This is a genomic window from Microbacterium sp. Cr-K32 (assembly GCF_000708345.1).
Lineage (GTDB): Bacteria > Actinomycetota > Actinomycetes > Actinomycetales > Microbacteriaceae > Microbacterium > Microbacterium maritypicum_A.
The window spans coordinates 1-19,639 of the sequence record NZ_JARD01000009.1; the positions used below are offsets into that span (position 1 = coordinate 1).

Annotated in this window: 20 protein-coding genes; 5 read left to right on the forward strand and 15 right to left on the reverse strand. The window is 69.1% G+C overall.

Going from position 1 to position 19,639, the window contains the following annotated elements; translation table 11 throughout:
- Positions 1-217: ferredoxin (fdxA, locus tag GZ64_RS0103135; RefSeq protein ID WP_029265081.1), on the reverse strand; the 217-nt coding region annotated here is incomplete at its 3' end.
- A 134-nt stretch (positions 218-351) separates the two neighbouring features.
- Here fdxA and soxR point away from each other — a divergent pair.
- Both soxR and GZ64_RS0103145 read left to right on the forward strand, forming a co-directional pair.
- On the forward strand, positions 352-801 hold the full coding sequence (gene soxR, locus GZ64_RS0103140; protein ID WP_021199250.1) for a redox-sensitive transcriptional activator SoxR: 450 nt from the start codon (positions 352-354) through the stop codon (positions 799-801).
- Between the two features lie 64 nt (positions 802-865).
- Entirely contained in the window at positions 866-2,215 is a 1,350-nt protein-coding gene (locus GZ64_RS0103145) for a DUF1214 domain-containing protein (protein WP_029265082.1), read from the forward strand.
- A gap of 49 nt (positions 2,216-2,264) precedes the next feature.
- Here GZ64_RS0103145 and GZ64_RS0103150 read toward each other — a convergent pair whose 3' ends face one another.
- The 6 genes from GZ64_RS0103150 to GZ64_RS0103175 form a co-directional block, all read right to left on the reverse strand.
- Positions 2,265-4,511 carry a glycoside hydrolase family 3 N-terminal domain-containing protein gene (locus GZ64_RS0103150; protein ID WP_029265084.1) on the reverse strand — a complete coding sequence of 749 codons (2,247 nt, stop codon included), beginning with the start codon at positions 4,509-4,511 and terminating at the stop codon, positions 2,265-2,267.
- Positions 4,511-5,662, reverse strand: coding sequence for an ABC transporter permease (locus GZ64_RS0103155; protein WP_029265086.1), 1,152 nt, complete (start codon positions 5,660-5,662; stop codon positions 4,511-4,513). Before GZ64_RS0103155 ends, GZ64_RS0103150 begins: the two co-directional genes overlap by 1 nt.
- 1 nt (position 5,663) lies before the next feature.
- Positions 5,664-6,752 (reverse strand): ABC transporter permease, encoded by a 1,089-nt coding sequence (locus GZ64_RS0103160; protein WP_021199254.1) that lies wholly within the window; start codon positions 6,750-6,752, stop codon positions 5,664-5,666.
- Positions 6,749-7,555, reverse strand: coding sequence for an ABC transporter ATP-binding protein (locus tag GZ64_RS0103165; RefSeq protein WP_021199255.1), 807 nt, complete (start codon positions 7,553-7,555; stop codon positions 6,749-6,751). Before GZ64_RS0103165 ends, GZ64_RS0103160 begins: the two co-directional genes overlap by 4 nt.
- Entirely contained in the window at positions 7,552-8,376 is an 825-nt protein-coding gene (locus GZ64_RS0103170; protein WP_021199256.1) for an ABC transporter ATP-binding protein, read from the reverse strand. The genes GZ64_RS0103165 and GZ64_RS0103170 overlap by 4 nt, the downstream gene beginning before the upstream one ends.
- 73 nt (positions 8,377-8,449) lie before the next feature.
- Positions 8,450-10,108 (reverse strand): ABC transporter substrate-binding protein, encoded by a 1,659-nt coding sequence (locus tag GZ64_RS0103175; RefSeq protein ID WP_029265087.1) that lies wholly within the window; start codon positions 10,106-10,108, stop codon positions 8,450-8,452.
- Positions 10,109-10,266: 158 nt separating this feature from the next.
- Between GZ64_RS0103175 and GZ64_RS0103180 the strand changes: the two genes are divergently transcribed.
- Together GZ64_RS0103180 and GZ64_RS0103185 are read left to right on the forward strand one after the other, a co-directional pair.
- Positions 10,267-10,914, forward strand: a complete 648-nt coding sequence (locus GZ64_RS0103180) for a TetR/AcrR family transcriptional regulator (protein WP_021199258.1) — start codon at positions 10,267-10,269, stop codon at positions 10,912-10,914.
- Positions 10,915-10,967: 53 nt separating this feature from the next.
- On the forward strand, positions 10,968-12,182 hold the full coding sequence (locus GZ64_RS0103185; protein ID WP_029265089.1) for an amidohydrolase: 1,215 nt from the start codon (positions 10,968-10,970) through the stop codon (positions 12,180-12,182).
- Positions 12,183-12,286: 104 nt separating this feature from the next.
- Here GZ64_RS0103185 and GZ64_RS19630 read toward each other — a convergent pair whose 3' ends face one another.
- The 7 genes from GZ64_RS19630 to GZ64_RS0103215 form a co-directional block, all read right to left on the reverse strand.
- Positions 12,287-12,403 (reverse strand): ribbon-helix-helix protein, CopG family, encoded by a 117-nt coding sequence (locus GZ64_RS19630; protein WP_231479820.1) that lies wholly within the window; start codon positions 12,401-12,403, stop codon positions 12,287-12,289.
- Between the two features lie 42 nt (positions 12,404-12,445).
- Positions 12,446-12,715 carry a hypothetical protein gene (locus tag GZ64_RS0103190; RefSeq protein ID WP_029260046.1) on the reverse strand — a complete coding sequence of 90 codons (270 nt, stop codon included), beginning with the start codon at positions 12,713-12,715 and terminating at the stop codon, positions 12,446-12,448.
- A 58-nt stretch (positions 12,716-12,773) separates the two neighbouring features.
- On the reverse strand, positions 12,774-13,868 hold the full coding sequence (gene moaA, locus GZ64_RS0103195; RefSeq protein WP_029265091.1) for a GTP 3',8-cyclase MoaA: 1,095 nt from the start codon (positions 13,866-13,868) through the stop codon (positions 12,774-12,776).
- A gap of 117 nt (positions 13,869-13,985) precedes the next feature.
- Positions 13,986-15,080 carry a sulfate/molybdate ABC transporter ATP-binding protein gene (locus tag GZ64_RS0103200; protein ID WP_051667826.1) on the reverse strand — a complete coding sequence of 365 codons (1,095 nt, stop codon included), beginning with the start codon at positions 15,078-15,080 and terminating at the stop codon, positions 13,986-13,988.
- Positions 15,077-15,859, reverse strand: coding sequence for a molybdate ABC transporter permease subunit (gene modB / locus GZ64_RS0103205; RefSeq protein WP_029265093.1), 783 nt, complete (start codon positions 15,857-15,859; stop codon positions 15,077-15,079). The genes GZ64_RS0103200 and modB overlap by 4 nt, the downstream gene beginning before the upstream one ends.
- A gap of 2 nt (positions 15,860-15,861) precedes the next feature.
- Complete coding sequence (modA, locus tag GZ64_RS0103210; RefSeq protein WP_029265095.1) at positions 15,862-16,638, reverse strand: molybdate ABC transporter substrate-binding protein; 777 nt, start codon at positions 16,636-16,638, stop codon at positions 15,862-15,864.
- Between the two features lies 1 nt (position 16,639).
- Positions 16,640-17,032, reverse strand: coding sequence for a TOBE domain-containing protein (locus GZ64_RS0103215; RefSeq protein WP_021199267.1), 393 nt, complete (start codon positions 17,030-17,032; stop codon positions 16,640-16,642).
- 156 nt (positions 17,033-17,188) lie between these two features.
- Between GZ64_RS0103215 and GZ64_RS0103220 the strand changes: the two genes are divergently transcribed.
- Positions 17,189-18,562 carry a D-alanyl-D-alanine carboxypeptidase family protein gene (locus GZ64_RS0103220; protein ID WP_029260049.1) on the forward strand — a complete coding sequence of 458 codons (1,374 nt, stop codon included), beginning with the start codon at positions 17,189-17,191 and terminating at the stop codon, positions 18,560-18,562.
- Here GZ64_RS0103220 and GZ64_RS0103225 read toward each other — a convergent pair.
- Positions 18,516-19,541: a tellurite resistance/C4-dicarboxylate transporter family protein gene (locus GZ64_RS0103225; RefSeq protein ID WP_029260050.1), complete on the reverse strand. Its 1,026-nt coding sequence runs from the start codon at positions 19,539-19,541 to the stop codon at positions 18,516-18,518. The two genes, GZ64_RS0103220 and GZ64_RS0103225, sit on opposite strands and share 47 nt — an antisense overlap.
- Positions 19,542-19,639 lie beyond the last annotated feature (98 nt).

The following is a 19,639-nucleotide window of genomic DNA, read 5'->3' on the forward strand; positions in this document are numbered from 1 at the left end:
CGTTGGCCTTGTAGTAGTCCTGCCACTCGTCGGGCAGGTCGTCTTCGTAGAAGATCGCCTCGACCGGGCACACCGGCTCGCAGGCACCGCAGTCCACGCATTCGTCCGGGTGGATGTAGAGCGAGCGTTCGCCTTCGTAGATGCAGTCGACGGGGCATTCGTCGATGCAGGCCTTGTCCTTCACATCGACGCACGGCAGGGCGATCACATAGGTCATCGCGGGGTCTTCGTCCGGGTCACGCTGTCCTCATTCGTTCGTTCGGCCCGTCTCCGAGCCACCCCTCAACCGTAAAACCTCAAGTACACTTGAGGTCAAATCGAGGGACGGCAGACGGAGGGAGAGCACGCCGGATGAGTCCGCACGCACCCGACGAGCCGCTGACGATCGGCGAGATGACCCGACGCACCGGGGTCGCCGCCTCCGCCCTGCACTTCTACGAGACGCTCGGCCTGATCGCCTCGACCCGCACGCCCGGCAACCAGCGCCGCTACGCCCGGCACATGCTGCGTCGCGTCTCGCTCATCACGGTCGCGAAGCGCCTCGGCATCCCGCTGTCGGACGTGCAGACCGCGTTCGCCGACGTGCCCCTGACCGAGACTCCGAGCCACGCCGATTGGCAACGAGCGTCGAGACGCTGGAAGCGCGAGCTCGAGAAGCGTCGCGAGGGCATCGAGCGCCTCGAGCGCGAACTGACCGGATGCATCGGCTGCGGGTGCCTGTCGATGAAGGCGTGCGGCCTGCTCAACCCCGACGACGCCCTGGGCACCCAGGGCGCCGGCCCCCAGCGCCTGCGGGACTGACGCCTCTTTCCCGCGCGGACGGTCTCTGACATGATCGCGGAAACGCCATGAAGGGACACCGCCGATGAAGAAGCTCCCCACCACCGAAGAGATCGTCAGGATCCGCCGCGACGCGCTGCTCAACCGCGCCGTCGAGGCGTACAAGTTCTTCTACCCGACGGTGTCGATGGTGCTGAACTTCGAGTCCATCGAAGAGCTCGGGGCGCCCGCCAACCGCGGTCTCCTCATCCAGCTCACCACGCCGGACCTCGTCACCCTCACCCAGAACTCGGACACCCCCTACGGACTCGGGTTGGGCGACACGACCGACGGCCCCGTCGTCGTCGAGCTCCCCGCCGGTCCGCTGATCGGCGTGATCGATGACACGAACTTCCAGTTCGTCACCAACATGGGCGTCGTCGGCGAGGACGAGGGCAAGGGCGCCAAGTACCTGTTCGTCCCCCCGGGGTACGACGGACCCCTGCCCGAGTCCGGTTACATCGTCAAGCACCCCCCGACGAACAGGTTCCTGATCTGCGCGCGCGCACCGTTCCCCGACCCGGAGAAGGGGAAGGCACTGCTGCGCACGCTGAAGGTCTACCCCTGGGCCGATGCGGAGAACCCGGCACCGAACGTGTTCGTGGACATGTCCGACCGCAAGGCCGTCGCGAACCCCTGCGTGGTCGACGGAACCATCGACTATTGGCATGCCCTCAAGCGCGCACTCGACATCGATGTGCCGTCCCCCGCGCTCTACAACCAGTACGGCATGCTCGCCGACCTCGGCCTGCGGGCAGACCGCCCCTTCGCGCCCGACGCGGAACTCGTCTCGATCCTGTCCGAGGCAGCCGAGAAGGGGAACGAGCAGCTCGTGGTGGCGGCGTTCGCCGACGACGCACCGGAACGGCTCGTCTGGCCTGACCGCAATTGGGAGTGGGTGGTCTACTCCGAGGGAGATTTCGGGTACTACGAGAAGAACTTCCTCAACCTCTCGGTGCGGGAGCGCTGGTTCTACCAGGCCACCCTCGAAACCGACAAGATGTTCATGCACAAGGAGGGCGCCGGCTCGCTCTATTGGCTCGCCGCGGTCGATGCGGACGGGGCCGCACTGGATGGGGCCACGTCGTACACGTTGACCGTTCCCGCCCCCGTGCCCGCCGCTCAGTTCTGGTCTGTCACCCTCTATGACCTCGACACCCGCTCGGAGATCAACACCCCGCAGTTCAAGCCCGTGCTGACAAGCCTGCGCGACGACCTCGCGCCCGACGGATCCGGCGGGATCACCCTTCATTTCGGTCCCGATCGACCCCGGGATGAGGTGCCATGGCTGCAGACCAACCCCGGTTCGCAGTGGTTCGCCTACTTCCGGATCTACGGCCCAGGCGCCCCCGCGTTCGACGGCACCTGGAAGCCCTCCGACTTCCAGAAGGCCTGAACCGAGCACACCGGGTCGATCGCGAGGTGCGCTCGCCCGCCGCGGCGGGTCAGCGCACCTCGAAGTCGGCGGAGAGGAGCACCTCTTCGCGGGAGCTCGGGCCGACCAGCAGCTCGAACGCGCCGGCCTCGACGATGCGGTTGCCCGCGGCGTCGACGATGGTGCAGTCGGCGACCGGCAGCTCCAGGCGTACCCGCACGGATGCGCCGGGGGTGACGTCGACCTGGCGGAAGGTCTTCAGCTCCTTGTCGGTCCAGCTCACGCTCGTCACGGAGTCGCGCACGTACACCTGCACGGTCTCGCGCACCGGCCGAGTGCCCGTGTTCGACACCGTGACGTGACCGACGATCGTGTCGGACTCCCCCAGCGTCGTCGCCTCGAGCGTCAAGTCGGAGTACTCGACCGTCGTGTACGACAGCCCTTCGCCGAACGCCCAGGCCGGTGACTGCGTGAGGTCGGCGTAGCGGTCACCGTGCTGTCCGCGGATCTGGTTGTAGTACGTCGGCTGCTGACCGACGTGGCGCGCGAACGAGATCGGCAGGCGCCCGGACGGCTCGGCCGCGCCGGAGATGATGTCGGCGAGCGCACGGCCACCCTGCATGCCGGGGTTCGCCGCCCAGATCACGGCGGCAGCCTTCGAGGCCGATGCCGGGAGCACGAGCGGCTTCGAGGCCAGCAGCACGATGACCACGGGCGTGCCGGTCGCGATGAGCGCGTCGATCAGGGCGTTCTGCCCGCCGATGAGTTCGAGCGTCGCGGTGGAGCGCCCCTCGCCGACCAGCTCGATCCGATCACCCACGACCGCGACGACGACGTCGGACTCGGATGCCGCGGCGACGGCTTCCGCGATCATCGCGGCATCCGGCTCGCAAGCCTTCACGACCGGCGGACGCGGCTGCTTGTCGGGGAAGAACGGCCCCTGCGGGTCTTCTTCGAGAGTGAGGATGTCGGCGCCGCGGGCGTGCGTGACGGTCCAACCGTCGATCGCCTGCAGCCCGTCGAGCACGGTGGTGATCATCTCGCGCGGCTGACCGTCGAGCCAGCCCGCCTGCCCGGAGCCGCCGGCCCAGTCGCCGAGCTGCGTCTGCGCGTCGTCGGCGAGCGGACCGGTGACCGCGACCTTCAGCGCGGAGGTGGGATCGAGCGGCAGCACGCCGTCGTTCTCGAGCAGCACGAGCGAACGGCGGGCGACCTCGAGGTTCAGCTCGGCGTGCGCGGCACTGCCCACCACGGCGTCGAGTTCCGTGCCCGGCAGGCGCGGGTTCTCGAACAGGCCCAGCTCGAACTTCAGGGTCAGGATGCGGGCGGCCGCAGCGTCGAAGGCGTCCTCGGCGAGCATGCCCCGAGCGACGGCGTCGAGCGCACCCTCGAAGAAGGCCGGCGTGGTCATGATCATGTCGTTGCCCGCCCGCACGGCCGCAGCAGCCGCGTGCGTGATGTCGGGCTGGATCCGCTGCTCCCACACCATGCGCCCGACGTTGTCCCAGTCGGTGATGAGCGTGCCGGTGTAGCCCCACTCGCCGCGCAGCACATCGCTGAGCAGCCAGTCGTTGGTCGTGATCGGCACTCCGTCGGTGGTCTGGTAGCCGAGCATGAACGTGCGGCACCCCTCGCGGGCGACGCGCTCGAACGGCGGCAGGAACCAGGAGATCAGCTTGCGCCGTGAGATGTCGGCCTCACTCGCGTCGCGCCCGCCCTGGGTCTCGGAATACCCGGCGAAGTGCTTGGCGGTCGCGAGGATCGCGGTCGGGTCGTCGAGTCCCTCGCCCTGGTAGCCGCGCACCATCGCCGAGGCCAGCTCGCCGATCAGGAACGGGTCTTCGCCGAAGGTCTCGTCGATGCGGCCCCAGCGCAGATCGCGGGCGATGCACAGCACCGGCGAGAAGGTCCAGTGGATGCCGGTCACCGCGACCTCTTCGGCCGTCGCGCGGGCGACGCGTTCGACGAGGTCGGAATCCCACGATGCGGCCATGCCGAGCTGCGTCGGGTAGATCGTCGCACCGGGCCAGAACGAGTGGCCGTGGATGCAGTCCTCTCCCACCAGCAGCGGGATGCGGAGCCGAGTCTGCGCGGTGAGCTCGTTCGCCCGCAGGATGCGCTCGGGCGAGGTGTGCAGGATCGATCCGGCGTGACGGCGGGCGATGTGGTCGTCGATGTCGTCGCGGGCATCGAGCTGCAGCATCTGCCCCACCTTCTCCTCCAGCGTCATGCGGCTGAGGAGGTCGGCCACCCGCTCGGGGATCGAGAGTGCGGGGTCCTGGTACGGGAGCTGGGTGGTCAGGGTCTGAGAGGTCATCACTTCGTGTTCTGGGTCGAGTTCGGGGTCGAGTTCGGGGTCGAGGTCTTCGAGGAATCGGAGGTGTCCGGCGAGGTCGCCGACGTTACGGGATCGGAGGTCGTCTTCGGCAGGGGCACGCTGCGGACGGCCGTGACGGCGTCGTTCACGTTCAGCCCCTTCTTCTTCATCGCCCTGGCCCGCTCGCCGGCCGAGCGCAGGCGCGGGTTGACGTATTCGTCGATGCCGAAGTTGATGAGAGAGAGGGCCACACCGATGATCGCGATGCAGAGCCCTGCGGGCACGTACCACCACCACAGACGCGGGAAGGCGCCGTTCTGCTGCGCCCAGAACAGGATCGTGCCCCAGTTCAGATTGCTCACCGGGATCACCCCGATGAACGCCAGCGTGGTGAGGCCGAGGATCGCGGCGGTCACGGTGCCGACGAAGCTCGACGCGATGAGCGCCATGAGGTTCGGCAGCATCTCGACCCTGATGATCCGGCGCAGCGGTTCGCCGTTCGCGCGTGCCGCCTGGATGAAGTCGCGGTTGCGCAGCGACATGGTCTGCGCGCGCAGCACGCGAGCGCCCCAGGCCCACCCGGTGATGCCGAGCACCGCGGCGATCACGATCAGCGGCGGGTTCTCGAACTGCGAAGCGATGATGATGATGAGCGGGATGCCCGGGATCACCAGGAACACGTTCGTCAGCGCCGAGAGCGACTCGCTCTTCCAGCCGCGTACGTAGCCGGCGATCACACCGATGGTGATCGCGATGATCGTGGCGATGAAGGCGGCGAGGAAGCCGACGACGATCACACCGCGGGTGCCGTAGATGATCTGACTCAGCACGTCCTCCCCCATGTGGGTCGTCCCCAGCCAGTGCTCCCAGGAGGGCGGTTGCCGCAGCGCCGTGCGATCCTTCTGCGTCGGCCCGTAGGGTGAGATCCACGGCGCGAGGATCGCGATGAGCACGAACACTCCGAGGATGATGAGCCCGGCGATCGACTTGGGGTTGCGGAACATCGCGAACGCCTGGGCGAGCTGCGACCAGAACGTCTTGCGAGGTGGAGCGCCCGCCGGTGGGGTGCGCAGGGTCGCGGTCTCCGGCATGCCGGAGACGACGGCCGACCCGTCGGGCGCGGTGCTCGCTGCGGTGGTGGGAACGGTCATGTCAGGACTCCATCTGGCGCGTGCGCGGGTCGAGGTAGGCGTAGACGACATCCGCGAGGATGTTGGCCACGAGCACCGACAGCGTGATCACGAGGAACACGCCCTGCATGAGAGCGAAGTCCTTGGCGTTGGTCGCGTCGAGCAGCAGCTTGCCGACGCCCGGATAGCTGAACACCATCTCCATCACGATCGTGCCGCCGACGATGAAGCCGATCGACAGCGCGAAGCTCTGGATCTGCGGCAGCACGGCGTTGCGAGCGGCATAGCCCCAGAGGACGCGCTTGTTGGGCATGCCCTTGGCCTGAGCCACGGTGATGTAGTCGTCGTCGAGCACGGTCAGCATCATGTTGCGCATGCCGAGCACCCATCCGCCGAGCGAGGCGACCACGATCGTCAGCGCCGGCAGCGTGCCGTGCATGATCACCTGGCCGATGAAGTCGAAGCTCCACTCCGGGGATTGGCCCTTGTCGTACGCGTGCGATGAGGGGAACCACTTCAGGGTCGAGGAGAAGATCGCGATCGCGATGAGTCCGAGCCAGAAGTACGGGATCGTGTTGAAGAAGGTCGTCACCGGGATGATCGCGTCGAGCTTGCTGCCGCGCTTCCAGCCGACGACGGCCCCGGCGATCGTGCCGATCGTGAAGGAGATGATGGTCGCGATGCCGACGAGACCCAGCGTCCACGGGAGGGCGGCGGCGAGCACCTCCGCCACGGGCCGCAGACCGTGCAGGGTCGAGATGCCGAGGTCTCCGCGCAGCAGCATCCCCCAGTACTCGAGGTACTGCTGCCAGATCGACTTGTCGGTGTCGATGCCGAGCAGGATGCGCAGCGCATCGGCGGCCTCGGGGCTCACGTTGCGGTTGCGCGCGAGGTAGGAGCTGACCGCGTCGCCCTTCATGAGGCGCGGAAGGAAGAAGTTGATGGTGATGGCCGCCCACAGGGTGAACAGGTAGAAGGCGGCTCGGCCGGCGAAGAAGCGCCACGGCACACGTCGGCGTCCGCGTTCCGCCGCGGTGGCGGTGGTGCCGACCTCGAGGGCGTCGCGGGCGACCAGGTCGTTGTCGTCGAGCTGGGGGAATGCGGTGCTCACAGGGTGCCTCCGTTCGATGCGGCCTGCGCGAAGAAGGTGTCCGGGTCGGGGGAAGCGGAGCGCAGTTCCCGCGTGTACGGGTCCTGCGGATGGAGGATCACGTCGTCGGCGGCGCCGTACTCCACGACGCGGCCCTGGTTGAGGACCATGATCTCGTCGCTGAAGTGGCGGGCCGTCGCGAGGTCGTGCGTGATGTAGAGCACGCCGAGTCCCTCTTCGCGCTGCAGATCGGCGAGCAGGTTCAGCACGCCGAGGCGGATCGACACGTCGAGCATCGAGACCGGCTCGTCGGCGACGAGGAGCGAAGGGCGGGAGGCCAGGGCGCGGGCGATGGCCACGCGCTGCCGCTGGCCACCCGACAGCTCGTGCGGGCGTCGATCAATCACCGCGTCCGCGTCCAGGCGCACGCGCGCGAGGAGCCGGCGCACCTCGTCCTCCGTCTGCTTCTTCGGCACGACGTCGTCGAGACGGATCGGCCGCTCCAGGTGATAGCGGATCGAGTGGTACGGGTTGAGCGAGGCGAACGGATCCTGAAACACCATGCGCAGCTGCTGCCGGTACTTCCGGAGCCCCTTGCCACGACGAGGGATGGGCGTGCCGTCGAGCAGCACCTCTCCGCTGGTCGGGGTCTCGAGCTGGGTGAGGATCTTCGCGATCGTCGACTTGCCGCTCCCGGACTGGCCGACCAGCCCGATCGTGCGCCCGGAGGTCAGGGTGAAGCTCACGTCGTCGAGGGCCTTGATCTGGCCCGCCCCGCGCACGTTGTAGGCCTTGGTGACACCGCGGAATTCGAGGGTGGTCATCGCACCAGCACCCCTCTCTCCCCGGTGAGCCGGGGGAACGACGACAGCAGTGTCTTCGTGTACTCGTGCTCGGGCTGCGTCCAGATGCGTTCCGCGGTCGCGAGCTCGATGATCTCGCCCTCCCGCATGATCGCGATCCGGTCGCTGATCTCCAGGAGCAGCGGAAGGTCGTGGGTGATGAAGATCACCGAGAAGCCGAATTCGTGCCGCAGCTGCGAGATCTGCTTGAGGATCTCCCGCTGGACCAGCACATCGAGGGCGGTCGTCGGCTCGTCCATGACCATCAGCTGCGGACGCAGCGCGAGGGCCATCGCGATCATCACGCGCTGGCGCATGCCGCCGGACAGTTCGTGCGGGAAGGAGCGCACGCGCTGGCGTCCGACCTTGACGATCTCCAGCAGCTCCTCGGCTTCGGCGCGCCGCTGCTTGCGGTTCATGTCCGGGCGGTGGATCTCGAAGACGTCCTCCAGCTGCGAACCGATCGTCGCCACCGGGTTGAGGGCGTTCATCGCCCCCTGGAACACCATCGAGACCTTGTCCCAGCGGAACCGCTGCATGGCATCCACGCCGAGGGCGTTGATGTCGATGTCGACCCCGGTCACATCGTGGAAGGTCACACTGCCGCCGGTGATGACCGCGGGTGCCCGGAGCAGGCGCTGCACACCGTAGGCGAGCGTGGTCTTGCCGCATCCGCTCTCACCGGCGAGACCGAGGATCTCGCCGCGCTGCAGTTCGAGGGTGACGTTCTTCACCGCCTCGACGGGCGGATCGACGTCGTACACGACCGAGAAGTCGCGCACGCTGAGCAGGGGGTCTGGCATGAGGGTGTCCTTCGTCGACCTGATCAGGGGAGCCCGCACCGTCGTCGAGGCGGGCTCCCCTGCAGGATGCTGCTTACTCGGCGGGCTTCAGCTTCGTGAGGATCTGCACGATGTTCTGCTGAGTCGGGTCGGCAGACGCGTACGGGTCCTCTTCCGAAGGCCATCCGACGTAGTTGCGGGTGTTGAACTCGCCCAGCAGCGGGTGCGCGCCCAGCGGGATGGCCGGCACCTGCTCGGAGAAGATCGTCTGCAGCGTGTCGACCGCGGCGGTGCGCTCCTCGTCCGACGAGGCGTTGGCGTAGGAGTTCAGCGCGGCCGTCGCCGTCGGGTCGTCGAAGCGACCGAAGTTGAAGCCGGCCTTCCCGTCCGAGATCCATCGCGGGTCCATGGTCGAGGTGTACAGGCCGTAGGCCGTGCCACTGTCCTCGAGCCAGTGGATGATCGCGGAGAACGTGCCGTTGTCTCGGGGATCGGCCCAGCCGCCCCAGTCGGGCATGTCGATCTTGACCTCGGCGCCGATGGCCTCCGTGACGTCTTCGGCGATCAGCTCCTGCGCGGTGTTCCAGTCGCTCCAGCCGGAGGGGACGGAGAGCGTGAACGAGACGGGTGCGCCGTCGGGGTCGATCAGCGCGTCGTCCTTCCAGGTGTACCCGGCGGTGGTGAGCAGGTCGCGGGCCTTCTCGGCGTCGACCGCGTACTCCTTGCCCTGGAACTCGGGCTGGATCTCGTCGTCGAGGATCGAGGAGAGTCCCGTCACCGACCAGACGGCCTCGCTGGCGCCTTCGCGGGCGATGTCGACGTAGGCGTCGCGGTCGATCACCCAGGCGAGCGCCTGACGGAAGGCCGGGTCGTCGAACGGCTTCTGCTGCAGGTTCATGAACAGCGTCGCGGAACCGGTGGTGGGAGCCGCCCAGAACTTGTTGTGCTCGGGATCGGCCGAGAGGAACTGCTCCTCGATCTGCGGGATGAACGCCTGCGCCCAGTCGGCGTCGCCGTTCGCGAGGGCCGTGGTGAGAGCCGTGTTGTCGCCGTACGAGACGTAGTGCAGCTCGGGCACGGCCAGATCGCCGCCCCAGTAGTCGTCGCGGGCGTCGAGCGTGACCGACTCGGTCGACCAGTTCGAGAGGACGTAGGGTCCGGTGCCCACCAGGTCGTCGCCCTTGACGGGGTCGGTGGCCGGGTCGTCGAGGTTCTCCCAGATGTGCTTCGGGACGATCGGCACGTGCAGGGCGCGGGCCTGGTTGACGTACTTCGACGCGGCGAAGGTCAGCACGACCTTGTCGCCGTCGACGGCAGCGCTGTCGAGCTGGAGGCCCGCGGTGTCGAGGGCGGGGGTGGAGGCGAGCTCGTAGGAGTAGACGATGTCTTCGGCGGTGAAGGGCTCGCCGTCGCTCCAGGTGACGTCGGCGCGAGGAACGACAGTGAGCACCGTGTAGTCGTCGTTCCATTCCAGGCTGTCGGCGAGCCACGGAGTGACGCCGCGGTCGCCGGTCTGGTTCACGAGGGCGAGGGTCTCGAAGATCACCTTGCCGTAGCCGTACTTCGAGGCGGACGAGTCGCCGACGAAGGGGTTGTTGGATTCGGTGGTGATCGCGCCGTCGGGCTTCGCGATGGTGAGGGATGCGGAACCGGCGCCATCGTCGGATCCACCGCCTGCCGAGCATCCGGCGAGGGCCGATACGCCGAGGGCGGTGATCGCGGTCGCGGCGATCAGAGACTTTCTGAGCTTCATTGCTTCTCCTAGGGCACGGGTCTTTGTGCTGCGTCGCCGGAGGACGGGAGTCCACCGACTGTCGTGATTTGCTTACTGTCGAGAAAGTAAGCTCTCGTGAGGTTACCGAGTAGTAAGTTTGATCGCAAGCACAGCCCGACGATGGAGAGGAGGCCGCGGTGGTAGACAGCGACCAGACAGTGCGCGTGCGCCCGGCGACCCTCGCGAAACGCGAGCAGATCCTCAAAGCAGCCGTCGAGATCTTCGGCAACAAGGGCTCGACCAACGGCACTCTCGCCGACGTTGCCGAGCAGGTCGGCATCACCCACGCCGGCGTCCTGCACCACTTCGGCTCGAAGCAGAAGCTGCTGCTCGAGGTTCTCGCCTATCGCGACCAGGCCGACGTCGCCGAGCTCGCCGAGAAGCACATCCCGGACGGACCTGAGCTGTTCCTGCACCTGGTGCGCACGGCGTTCGCGAACGAGAAGCGGCCCGGCATCGTGCAGGCCTACACGGTGCTGTCCGCCGAGTCGGTGACCGACGACCACCCGGCGCGGCACTTCTTCGAGGACCGCTACACGACCCTGCGTCGAGAGGTCACGGCGGCGTTCCACGAGCTGTGCGCCCAGGAGGGTGTGCGCGATCCCGACACGATCGCCGCAGCCGCCGCCGCGATCCTCGCGGTGATGGACGGTCTGCAGCTGCAATGGCTCCTGCACCCCGACGTCGTCGAGCTCGGCGGAGCCAGCGAATTCGCGATCCAGGCGATCGTGAACGCCGTGCTGCACCCCGGGCCGGCGCTGCCGACGTACGTGCACCCCGCCTGATCCGTCGATCGCGGCCCCTCGGCAACGACCGCCGGCCGGGCTAGGCTCGGGCCATGACGATCGACCTCGAAGCGCTCTACATCGACCTGCACCAGCATCCTGAGCTCTCGTTCCAGGAGACGCGCACCGCCGGCATCGCCGCCCAGCACCTGCGCGATCTGGGGCTCGAGGTCGAGGAGGGCGTCGGGGTGACCGGCGTGGTCGGAGTGCTGCGCAACGGCGAAGGCCCGGTCGTCTGGGTGCGAGCCGACATGGACGCACTGCCCGTCGAGGAGCAGACCGGTCTGTCCTACGCGAGCACGGCGAAGGGCGTCGACCCCGCGGGCACCACCGTTCCCGTCATGCACGCCTGCGGTCACGACATGCACGTCACCGCCATGATCGGTGCGGTCGAGAAGCTCGTCGCCGAGCGATCCGACTGGTCGGGGACCCTCGTCGTGCTGATCCAGCCCGCCGAGGAGTACGGTGCCGGGGCGCGCGCGATGCTCGACGACGGGATCCTCGACCGCTACCCGAAGCCCGACGTGGTGCTCGGCCAGCACGTGACCCCGTTGCCCGCCGGCGTGATCGGCGTGCGCAGCGGCACGCAGATGGCCGCCTCCGACGGACTCACCGTGACCCTGCACGGCCGCGGCGGACACGGCTCGCGCCCGCATGCCACGATCGACCCCGTCGTCATGGCCGCCGCCACCGTGATGCGCCTGCAGACCATCGCCTCGCGCGAGATCGACCCGCAGGGCGTCGCCGTCGTGACCGTGGGATCGATCCACGCGGGCCTCAAGAACAACATCATCCCCGCCGAGGCGAAGCTCGAGCTCAGCCTGCGCTATCCGAACGAGGAGACGCGCGACAAGGTGCTCGCGAGCGTCGAGCGCATCGTGCGGGCAGAGGCCACCGCTTCCGGCGCCGAGCGAGAGCCTGAGATCCGCACCGACCACACCCTCCCGGCCACCATCAACGACGAGGACGCCACCGTCCGGGTGACCGCGGCGCTGCAGCGCGCCCTGGGCGAGGCGGCCGTGATCGACCCCGGCATGTTCACCGGCAGCGAGGACGTCTCCTGGTTCGCCCGCGACGCCGGGGCACCCCTCGTGTTCTGGTTCTGGGGCGGGATCGACCCCGCCCGGTTCGCCGAGGCGGTCGCCGTGGGCCGCCTGGGCGAGGACATCCCCACCAACCACTCGCCGTTCTTCGCACCGGAGATCCACCCGACGATCGAGGTCGGCGTCACCGCGCTGTCGGCCGCGGCCCGGGAGTTCCTCGCGTAGAGGGCCGGGGCGATGCGCTCACCCCGGACATGACGATGGCGGGGACGACTTGAAGTTCGTCGAGTTGGTCACGTCGGTAGTGCTTGCGGGCTGATCCGTGCAGTTCAGGCAACGTGTGCCCACTCGCGCACCGCGGCGCGAATCGCCTCAGAGCGCGTGGCGATGCCCTCGGCCTCAGCGCGCGCCGTCAGGGCAGCGATGGTGGATGCGTCGAGCCGCACCGATGTGTGTATACGAAATAGGAAGCCGCTGCGGCCCCACGCTCAGACCGGGCGGATCGTGATCGACTCGCGCTCGAGATCGCGGCGCCGATTGGCCAGGCACTGCGTGCACAGCAGCTCGACCCGACGCGGGTGCCCGCCACCGCAGGTGCACACGATCGTGACCCGCCACCTCGCCTTGTCTCCGCACGCCCGGTAGTCGTCACCCGTGCCGTGGTTGCACTCACAGCGCAGGTCGCCGCGATCGAGCACCGGCAGTTCGTCGAGCTCTTCGTCGATCCGGGAATCGGGGGTGACAGTGGTGGTGGTCATCGAGATCGACCGTAGCGCGAATCGGAACCGACGACCCCTTGCACGGGAGCCGCGGTGGTCAGCCGCCGATCGCGTTCATCCCACGCGCCGGCTGCAGGAAGGAGGGGTCGTCGATCGCGTGTCCCGGCAGTTTTCCGTGCACGCACGAGCGCAGCAGCGCGGCGATCTCGTCGGCGCGCTCCCCGGGCGCAGCGGCCGACTCACCGCGCAGCAACCCGGTCAGGTCGTACTCGGCGAGCGAGAAGAGGCAGTTGCGCAGCTGGCCGTCGGCGGTCAGCCGCAGGCGGTCGCAGGCGCCGCAGAACGGGGCCGTGACCGAGGCGATCACGCCCACCTCATGCGGGCCGCCGTCGATCCGCCACTTCTCGGCGGGTGCGCCGCCCCGACCCTCGACCGGGTCGAGACGCCAGCGTTCCCCGAGCGACGCGAGGATCTCCTCGCGCGTGACCATCGAGGTCCGGTCCCAGGTGTGTCCGGCGTCGAGCGGCATCTGCTCGATGAATCGCAGTTGCGCGCCGACGCTCATCGCGAACTCCACCAGGTCGACCAGCTCGTCGTCGTTGACGCCGCGCATCGCGACCGCGTTGAGCTTGAGCGGGCGGAGCTCGGATGCCGCAGCCGCCGCGATGCCCTCGAACACATCGTCGAGGCGGTCGCGCCGGGTCAGGTCGGCGAAGCGCTGACGATCGACCGTGTCGATGCTGATGTTGAGGCGAGTGAGCCCGGCATCGATCAGGGCCGGGAGCTTCTGGGCGAGGCTGATGCCGTTGGTGGTCATCGCGACCTCGACGGGGCCCTCCTCCCCCTCGATGCGGGAGATTCGCCTCACCACCTCGACGATGTCGGTCCGCAGCAGCGGCTCGCCGCCGGTGAGCCGGAAGGTGCGGATGCCGAGGGCCGCGGCCACTTCGGCCACCTCGACGATCTCGTCGGTGGAGAGGATGCTCGTGCGGGCGAGCCACTCGTTGCCCTGCTCGGGCATGCAGTACATGCAGCGCAGGGAGCAGCGATCGGTGAGCGAGATGCGCAGATCGCGATGCACCCGGCCGTGCGTGTCGACGAGACCTCCGCCGATTCCTGCGAGAGAGGCGGCCTGCGGAGACGGATCGACGCGCGGCGCGCGCACACCGATCACGACCGGTACGGCCGCCATGGCGCTTCCCCACTCCCCGTCATCTTTTGAGAGTAACCCGCGACGACCGGGGCAGGGCCGGTTTCGTGGCGACGACCGGCAGATTGCCAGTGTCCGGAAGCGTCGGCGGCGACTTCGTCAGAGCACGGGCACGAAGCTCACGTGCGCGGGGTCTACCCGCAGGTGGACCGCATCTCCCGGCGCGAGCACGGCAGCGTCGGCGAGGGAGACATCGACGGCGCATCCCGCGGTCTGCACGCGCACACCGGCGAGGGTGGGCTCGAGTCGCGTGACCTCGGTGCGCCAGGCATCCGGATCCGCGGCGTCGACGACGCGCACGTGCTCGGGGCGGAAGACCGCAGCGAGAGGGGTGCCGTCGACTGCGGCGAGCGCGAGCGAGCCGGCATCCGTGGTCGTGAGGTGCAGATCTCCGTTCCGCCAGGCGCCGCCCGCGGCGACCCCCGCCACGCGATTGACCCCCGCGATCGACGCGACGAACTCGGAAGCCGGAGCCGACAGGACGGCGCGCACCGGTCCGCTCTGTGTGACCCGACCGGCCTCGATGATCACGAGCCGCTCCGCCAGTGCGACGGCATCCGCGGCATCGTGCGTGACCGCGATCGTGGTGATCCCGGCCAGCTGATCACGCAACATCTGTCGGATGTCGCCGGCCGTCGCCGGGTCGAGCGCCACCAGCGGCTCGTCGAGCAGCACCGCGCGTGGGGACGCGGCGAGAGCCCGGGCGACCGCGACGCGTTGCCCCTCCCCGCCGGAGAGCTCGCGAGGCATCCGTCCGCCGGCACCGCGGAGTCCGACGCGCGCGAGCCATTCGTCCGCAAGGTCGTGCGCCGAGCCAGCATCCGCCCCTGCAGCTCGGGGGCCGAAGGCCACGTTCTCGCGCACCGAGAGATGCGGGAACAGCCGCGCATCCTGTCCCAGCAGCACGATGCCCCGGTTCATCGGCGTGGTCCGCACGCGGGGCGCGGACACGCGGTCGACCACGCGTCCCGCGACATCGATCTGCCCGGCGGTCAGTGGCTCGAGTCCCGCGAGGGCCTGCAGCAGCGTCGACTTTCCCGCGCCGCTCGGTCCCATGACGGCGACCGTCTCACCGACCGCTGCCTGCACGGCGACCTCGACGGCGAAGTGCTCGCGCTCGACCACGATGTCGGCGCGCAGGCCCGGTTCGACGGCGGCGCGGCGCTCGGCCGGCAGGCCGTTCGCCAGGGTCATCGCGCCGCCCCCGGTCGCCAGCCGCGCACGAGCAGCAGCACGATGATCGCGGTGGCGAGCAGCAGCAGGGCGAGGGCGACCGCCGTGCCCTGCGACACTCCGGCACCGTTGAACGCGGTGTAGATCGCGAGCGGCATCGTCTGGGTGACTCCCGGCCGGTTCCCGGCGAACAGCGCCGTCGCGCCGAACTCGCCGATGGCCCGCGCGAAGCACAGCACGACGCCGGCGACGATGCCCGGCGCGGCGAGCGGCAGGGTGATGCGGCGCAGGATCGTCCATCGTCCGGCTCCGAGCGCTGCCGCCGTGCGCTCGTAGTCCACGCCCGAGGTGCGCACCGCGCCCTCGACGGCCAGCACCAGGAAGGGCAGGGCGACGAATGTCTGTGCCAGCACGACAGCCGGGGTGCTGAACGACAGGCCGAGCCCGCCGAGCCACCCCGCGCGCCCGAACAGGTAGAGCAGCGCGACGCCGCCCACCATGGGGGGCAGCACCAGCGGCACCGTGACGACGGCACGCAGCACCGCGGCCAGGCGGGGCCCGGAGCGGGCGATGTAGAGCGCGAGCGGCACCCCGACGACGATGCACAGCACGGTGGCCAGCAGGCCCGTGCACAGCGAAAGCAGGAGCGCCGAGAGCGCGGCCTCCGACGTCACATCGGCGAAGAAGGTCGACCACTGCACCCGCGCCACGAGTGCGGTCAGCGGCAGGATGAGGAACGACAGTCCGATGAGGGCCGGAACAGCGAGCGCGCGCGGAGCGTATCCACGTGCGCCGGTCACGCTCACGGGGCCCCGAAGCCGAAGTCCGCCAGGATCTTCTGACCCGCGTCCGACAGCACGAACGTCACGAACGCATCGGCCGCCTCGGCGTTCGGCGCATCGGCCAGCGCGGCGATCGGGTAGTGGTTGACGACGTCGTCGGCACCGTCGGGCACGATCACCTCGACGTCGTCACGTCCGATCACATCGGTGGCGTACACGAGCCCGGCATCGGCCTCGGAGGCGGCAACCTTCGTGAGCACGGCCGTGACGTTCTGCTCGAGACTGGCGGCGTCGACCGTCACGCCCGCTGTCGAGAGCAGTTTCGCGGCGGCCGCACCGCACGGCACCTCGGGCGCACACAGCACCGTGGTCACGTCGGCGAGATCGGAGAGGGTCTCCACCTCGCCCGGGTTGCCCGCCGGCACCGCGATCACGAGGGTGTTGGAGGCGAACAGCGTCGGATCGACCGCCACATCCGCCGCCTTGTCCATGTTCGCCTCGTCGGCGGACGCGAACACGTCGGCCGGTGCTCCTTCGAGGATCTGTGTGACGAGGGTCGACGAGCCGTCGTAGACGGGTGTGAACCGCACGTCGGGGTTCTCGGCGGTGAACGCCTCGCCGATCGCATCAAAAGCCCCGCTGAGCGATGCGGCGGCATAGACCGTGAGCTCTCCGCTCACACCGCTCTTCTCCGCCGTCGCCGACGGGGAGGGAGTGCTCGCGGCGCCACCCGCACAGCCGGTGAGGGCGAGCGCGGCGGCGGCGAGGACGGCGGCGGCGCGGAGCGTGCGGTTCATGTCAGCCTTTCGGTACTTCGACCACGACCTGGGTCGCCTTGACGGAGGCGGTGGCGAGCGCGCCGACCCCGAGGTGCAGTTCGCGCGCGGCCTCGGCAGACATCAGCGAGACCACGCGATGAGGACCGGATTGGATGTCGACCTGCGCCATCAGCCCGTCGATCTGCACCCGGGTGACGATTCCCACGAAGCGGTTGCGCGCGCTGGAGAGCACATCTCCGGCACTCTTCGCCTCCTCCGCGAGCGCGACGGCCCGTTCCGCGACGGCATCGCCGGGGATCTCGGCGGGCACGGCATCGGTGACCGGAAGCAGCCCCTGTTCGATCCAACGCCGGACGGTGTCGTCGCTCACGCCGAGCAGCTGCGCTGCGCGAGCGATCCGATACGTCTGCATGGAGAGAATCTACCGCAGAAGCGGAGATTTTCCTCGAAAATCTCCGAGTCTGCAATGATCCATACCCCTTCCGCTCCGCACGTCGACGGACCGTTCCTGTGTCCCCCGAATGGCCGATAGCGCGTGCGGCAGGGGTCGGCCAAGATGAGTGTCACCATGACGGCACCGAATCCACCGGCGGACGACCTCTCCGAGTTCGCTGAACTGATGTCCCACGAGCAGGAGTTCCTCTCCCCCCGTGATCGGATCGATCCGGAGGTGCGCCGAAAGCGCAGGCGGCGGGGGCTCATCATCACCGGGGCCTGCATCTTCCTGCTGCTGGCTGCCGCCGGTGGCTACATCGGGTGGGCGCTCACCGCGCCCGTGGATCCGCCGGCGGTGACCACGCAGACGCCGCAGGTCCCGGCCGTCGATGCGGCGGCGATCACCACGCCACCGGCGGGTGCGTCAGCGATCAGCATCGCCGGCGCGGACGCCTATCTGGGCGAGGGGGCGAGTGGCATCTGGTCGTCGAGCGGGACCGGCGAACCCCTGCCCATCGCGAGCATCACCAAGCTCATCACCGCACTCGTCATCCTCGACGCGTCGCCGCTCGCCTCCGTCGATGACCCCGGCCCCACCATCACGTTCGGCAAGGCCGACCACGACCTCTACGACCGGTACTACGTGCAGGGCGCCACGATCGCGCCGATGCCCACCGGCACGTCGATGTCGCTGCGCGATGCCCTGGCGGCCATGCTGATCCCCTCGGCGAGCAACTATGCCGAGGCGCTGTCGTCGCACGTCTTCGGGTCGCAGAGCGCGTTCCTGGGCGCGACGCGGGATTGGCTCGCCGCCCAAGGACTGACCGGCACGACCATCACCGAACCCACCGGCATCAGCCCGCGCAACACGAGCACGCCTGTCGATCTCGTGGCCATCGGAAAGCTCGCCGCCGCGAACCCGGTGATCGCCCAGATCGTCGCCACCCCGTCGATCACGCTCCCCGGAGCGGGCCTGCTCTACAACACCAACGGCCTTCTCGGCACCAGCGGGATCACGGGACTGAAGACCGGCACCCTCGGCGAAGGCACCTACAGCCTGCTGTACACGGCCACCCTCGTCGTGGGCACCACCGATCCGCTGGCCGTGACCGGCGTGATCCTCGGAGGGTCGTCACGCGATTCGGTGAATGCCGGTGTGCTCGCCGCCCTGGACGGCGTCCGCTCCGGCTTCCACGAGGTGCCCGTCGCCACCCCCGACCAGGAGGTCGGGACGATCTCGACGCCGTGGGGCTCCTCCGCCCGCCTGGTCATCGGCGAGGCGGCGTCGATCTTCACGTGGTCGGACACGCCGATCACCGTGACGATGGACATCGAGACGCCGCCGACCTATCGGGACGGCTCCACCGTGGGCACCGTCACCTGGACCGCCGGCCCGAACACGGTCACCGCTCCGGTCGAGATCAAGGGGAGCATCGAGCAGCCGTCCGAGTGGTGGCGCCTCACCCACCCGTCGCAGCTCGGTTCGATCGCAGACGCTCGACGCTGAGACCGATCGCCAGGATGCTGACCAGCACCCAGGCGACAGCACCGCACCACACCGCGAGCGTGCCGACGGCGACCAGCTCCCCGACGCCTGCGGCCCTGCCGAGGGCGATGGTCGCGGTGGCGTACATGCCGATCGGGAAGACGATGCTCCACCACCCCACGGTGAACCGACGCGCGCCCGGACGCGTGCGGAGATCCCGGATGCCGAGCCCCACGAGGAACGGGATGAGGAACGTTCCGAACGACCAGAGCGCCATCGCCACGACGGTGACCGCTCCCTCCGTGCCGGGGAGGACGGCGGAGTCTGCCGTCAGCAGACGCGCGGCGGCCAGTGTGGAGATCGCGGTCGATCCCGTCAGCACCCATGCGGTCGGCGCGACGTCGATCGCAGCGATCTCCTGGCCGAGCAGCCGCACCGTCACCGCCGCCATGAGAAGCAGATACAGAACGATCCCCAGGCACCAGAGCGCGAACGCCGCAAGGCCCAGCAGGGGGTGCCCTCCGGCGGTCGCGCTCGTCAGGACCGACAGCGACTGGGTGGCGACGACGAGGAGGAACCACCCGCCGTCGACCGTGCGGAGCAGGGGCCGCCGGGAAGCGTGCGTGACGAGCCACGGCAGCATCCCGTACGTCAGAAGCGCCCAGAGCAGCGCTTCCAGGGCGAGGGCGACGGGGAGGATCCCCTCGGCCCCGAGCGACGCACCCAAGGTGGCGGTGACCCCGGTCGCCGCCACGATCGTGAAGAACCCGAATGCGCGGCCCGGGTCACCGGCGTCACGGAGCACGGCGGCCGGCGCCAGGAGCACGCGCGCGACGGTGGCGATCAGCAGGAGCGCATACCCGCCGACGGCGAGCACGAACGCCACGGCCCCGATCGGGGACAGTCCGATCGCGACGAAAGAGGTGCCGACGATGCCGGTCGCCATCACGAAGGAGAATCCCGCGGGCGGAAGCCGTTCGATCATCGTGCGCACGGACATCACTCAGATCGACCGCCGGTACTCCTGCGGCATGCGGGCGAGGGTCCCCTGCTCCGCGCCCGTCTTCTCGCCGCAGTCCACCATCCGACACCTCTCGA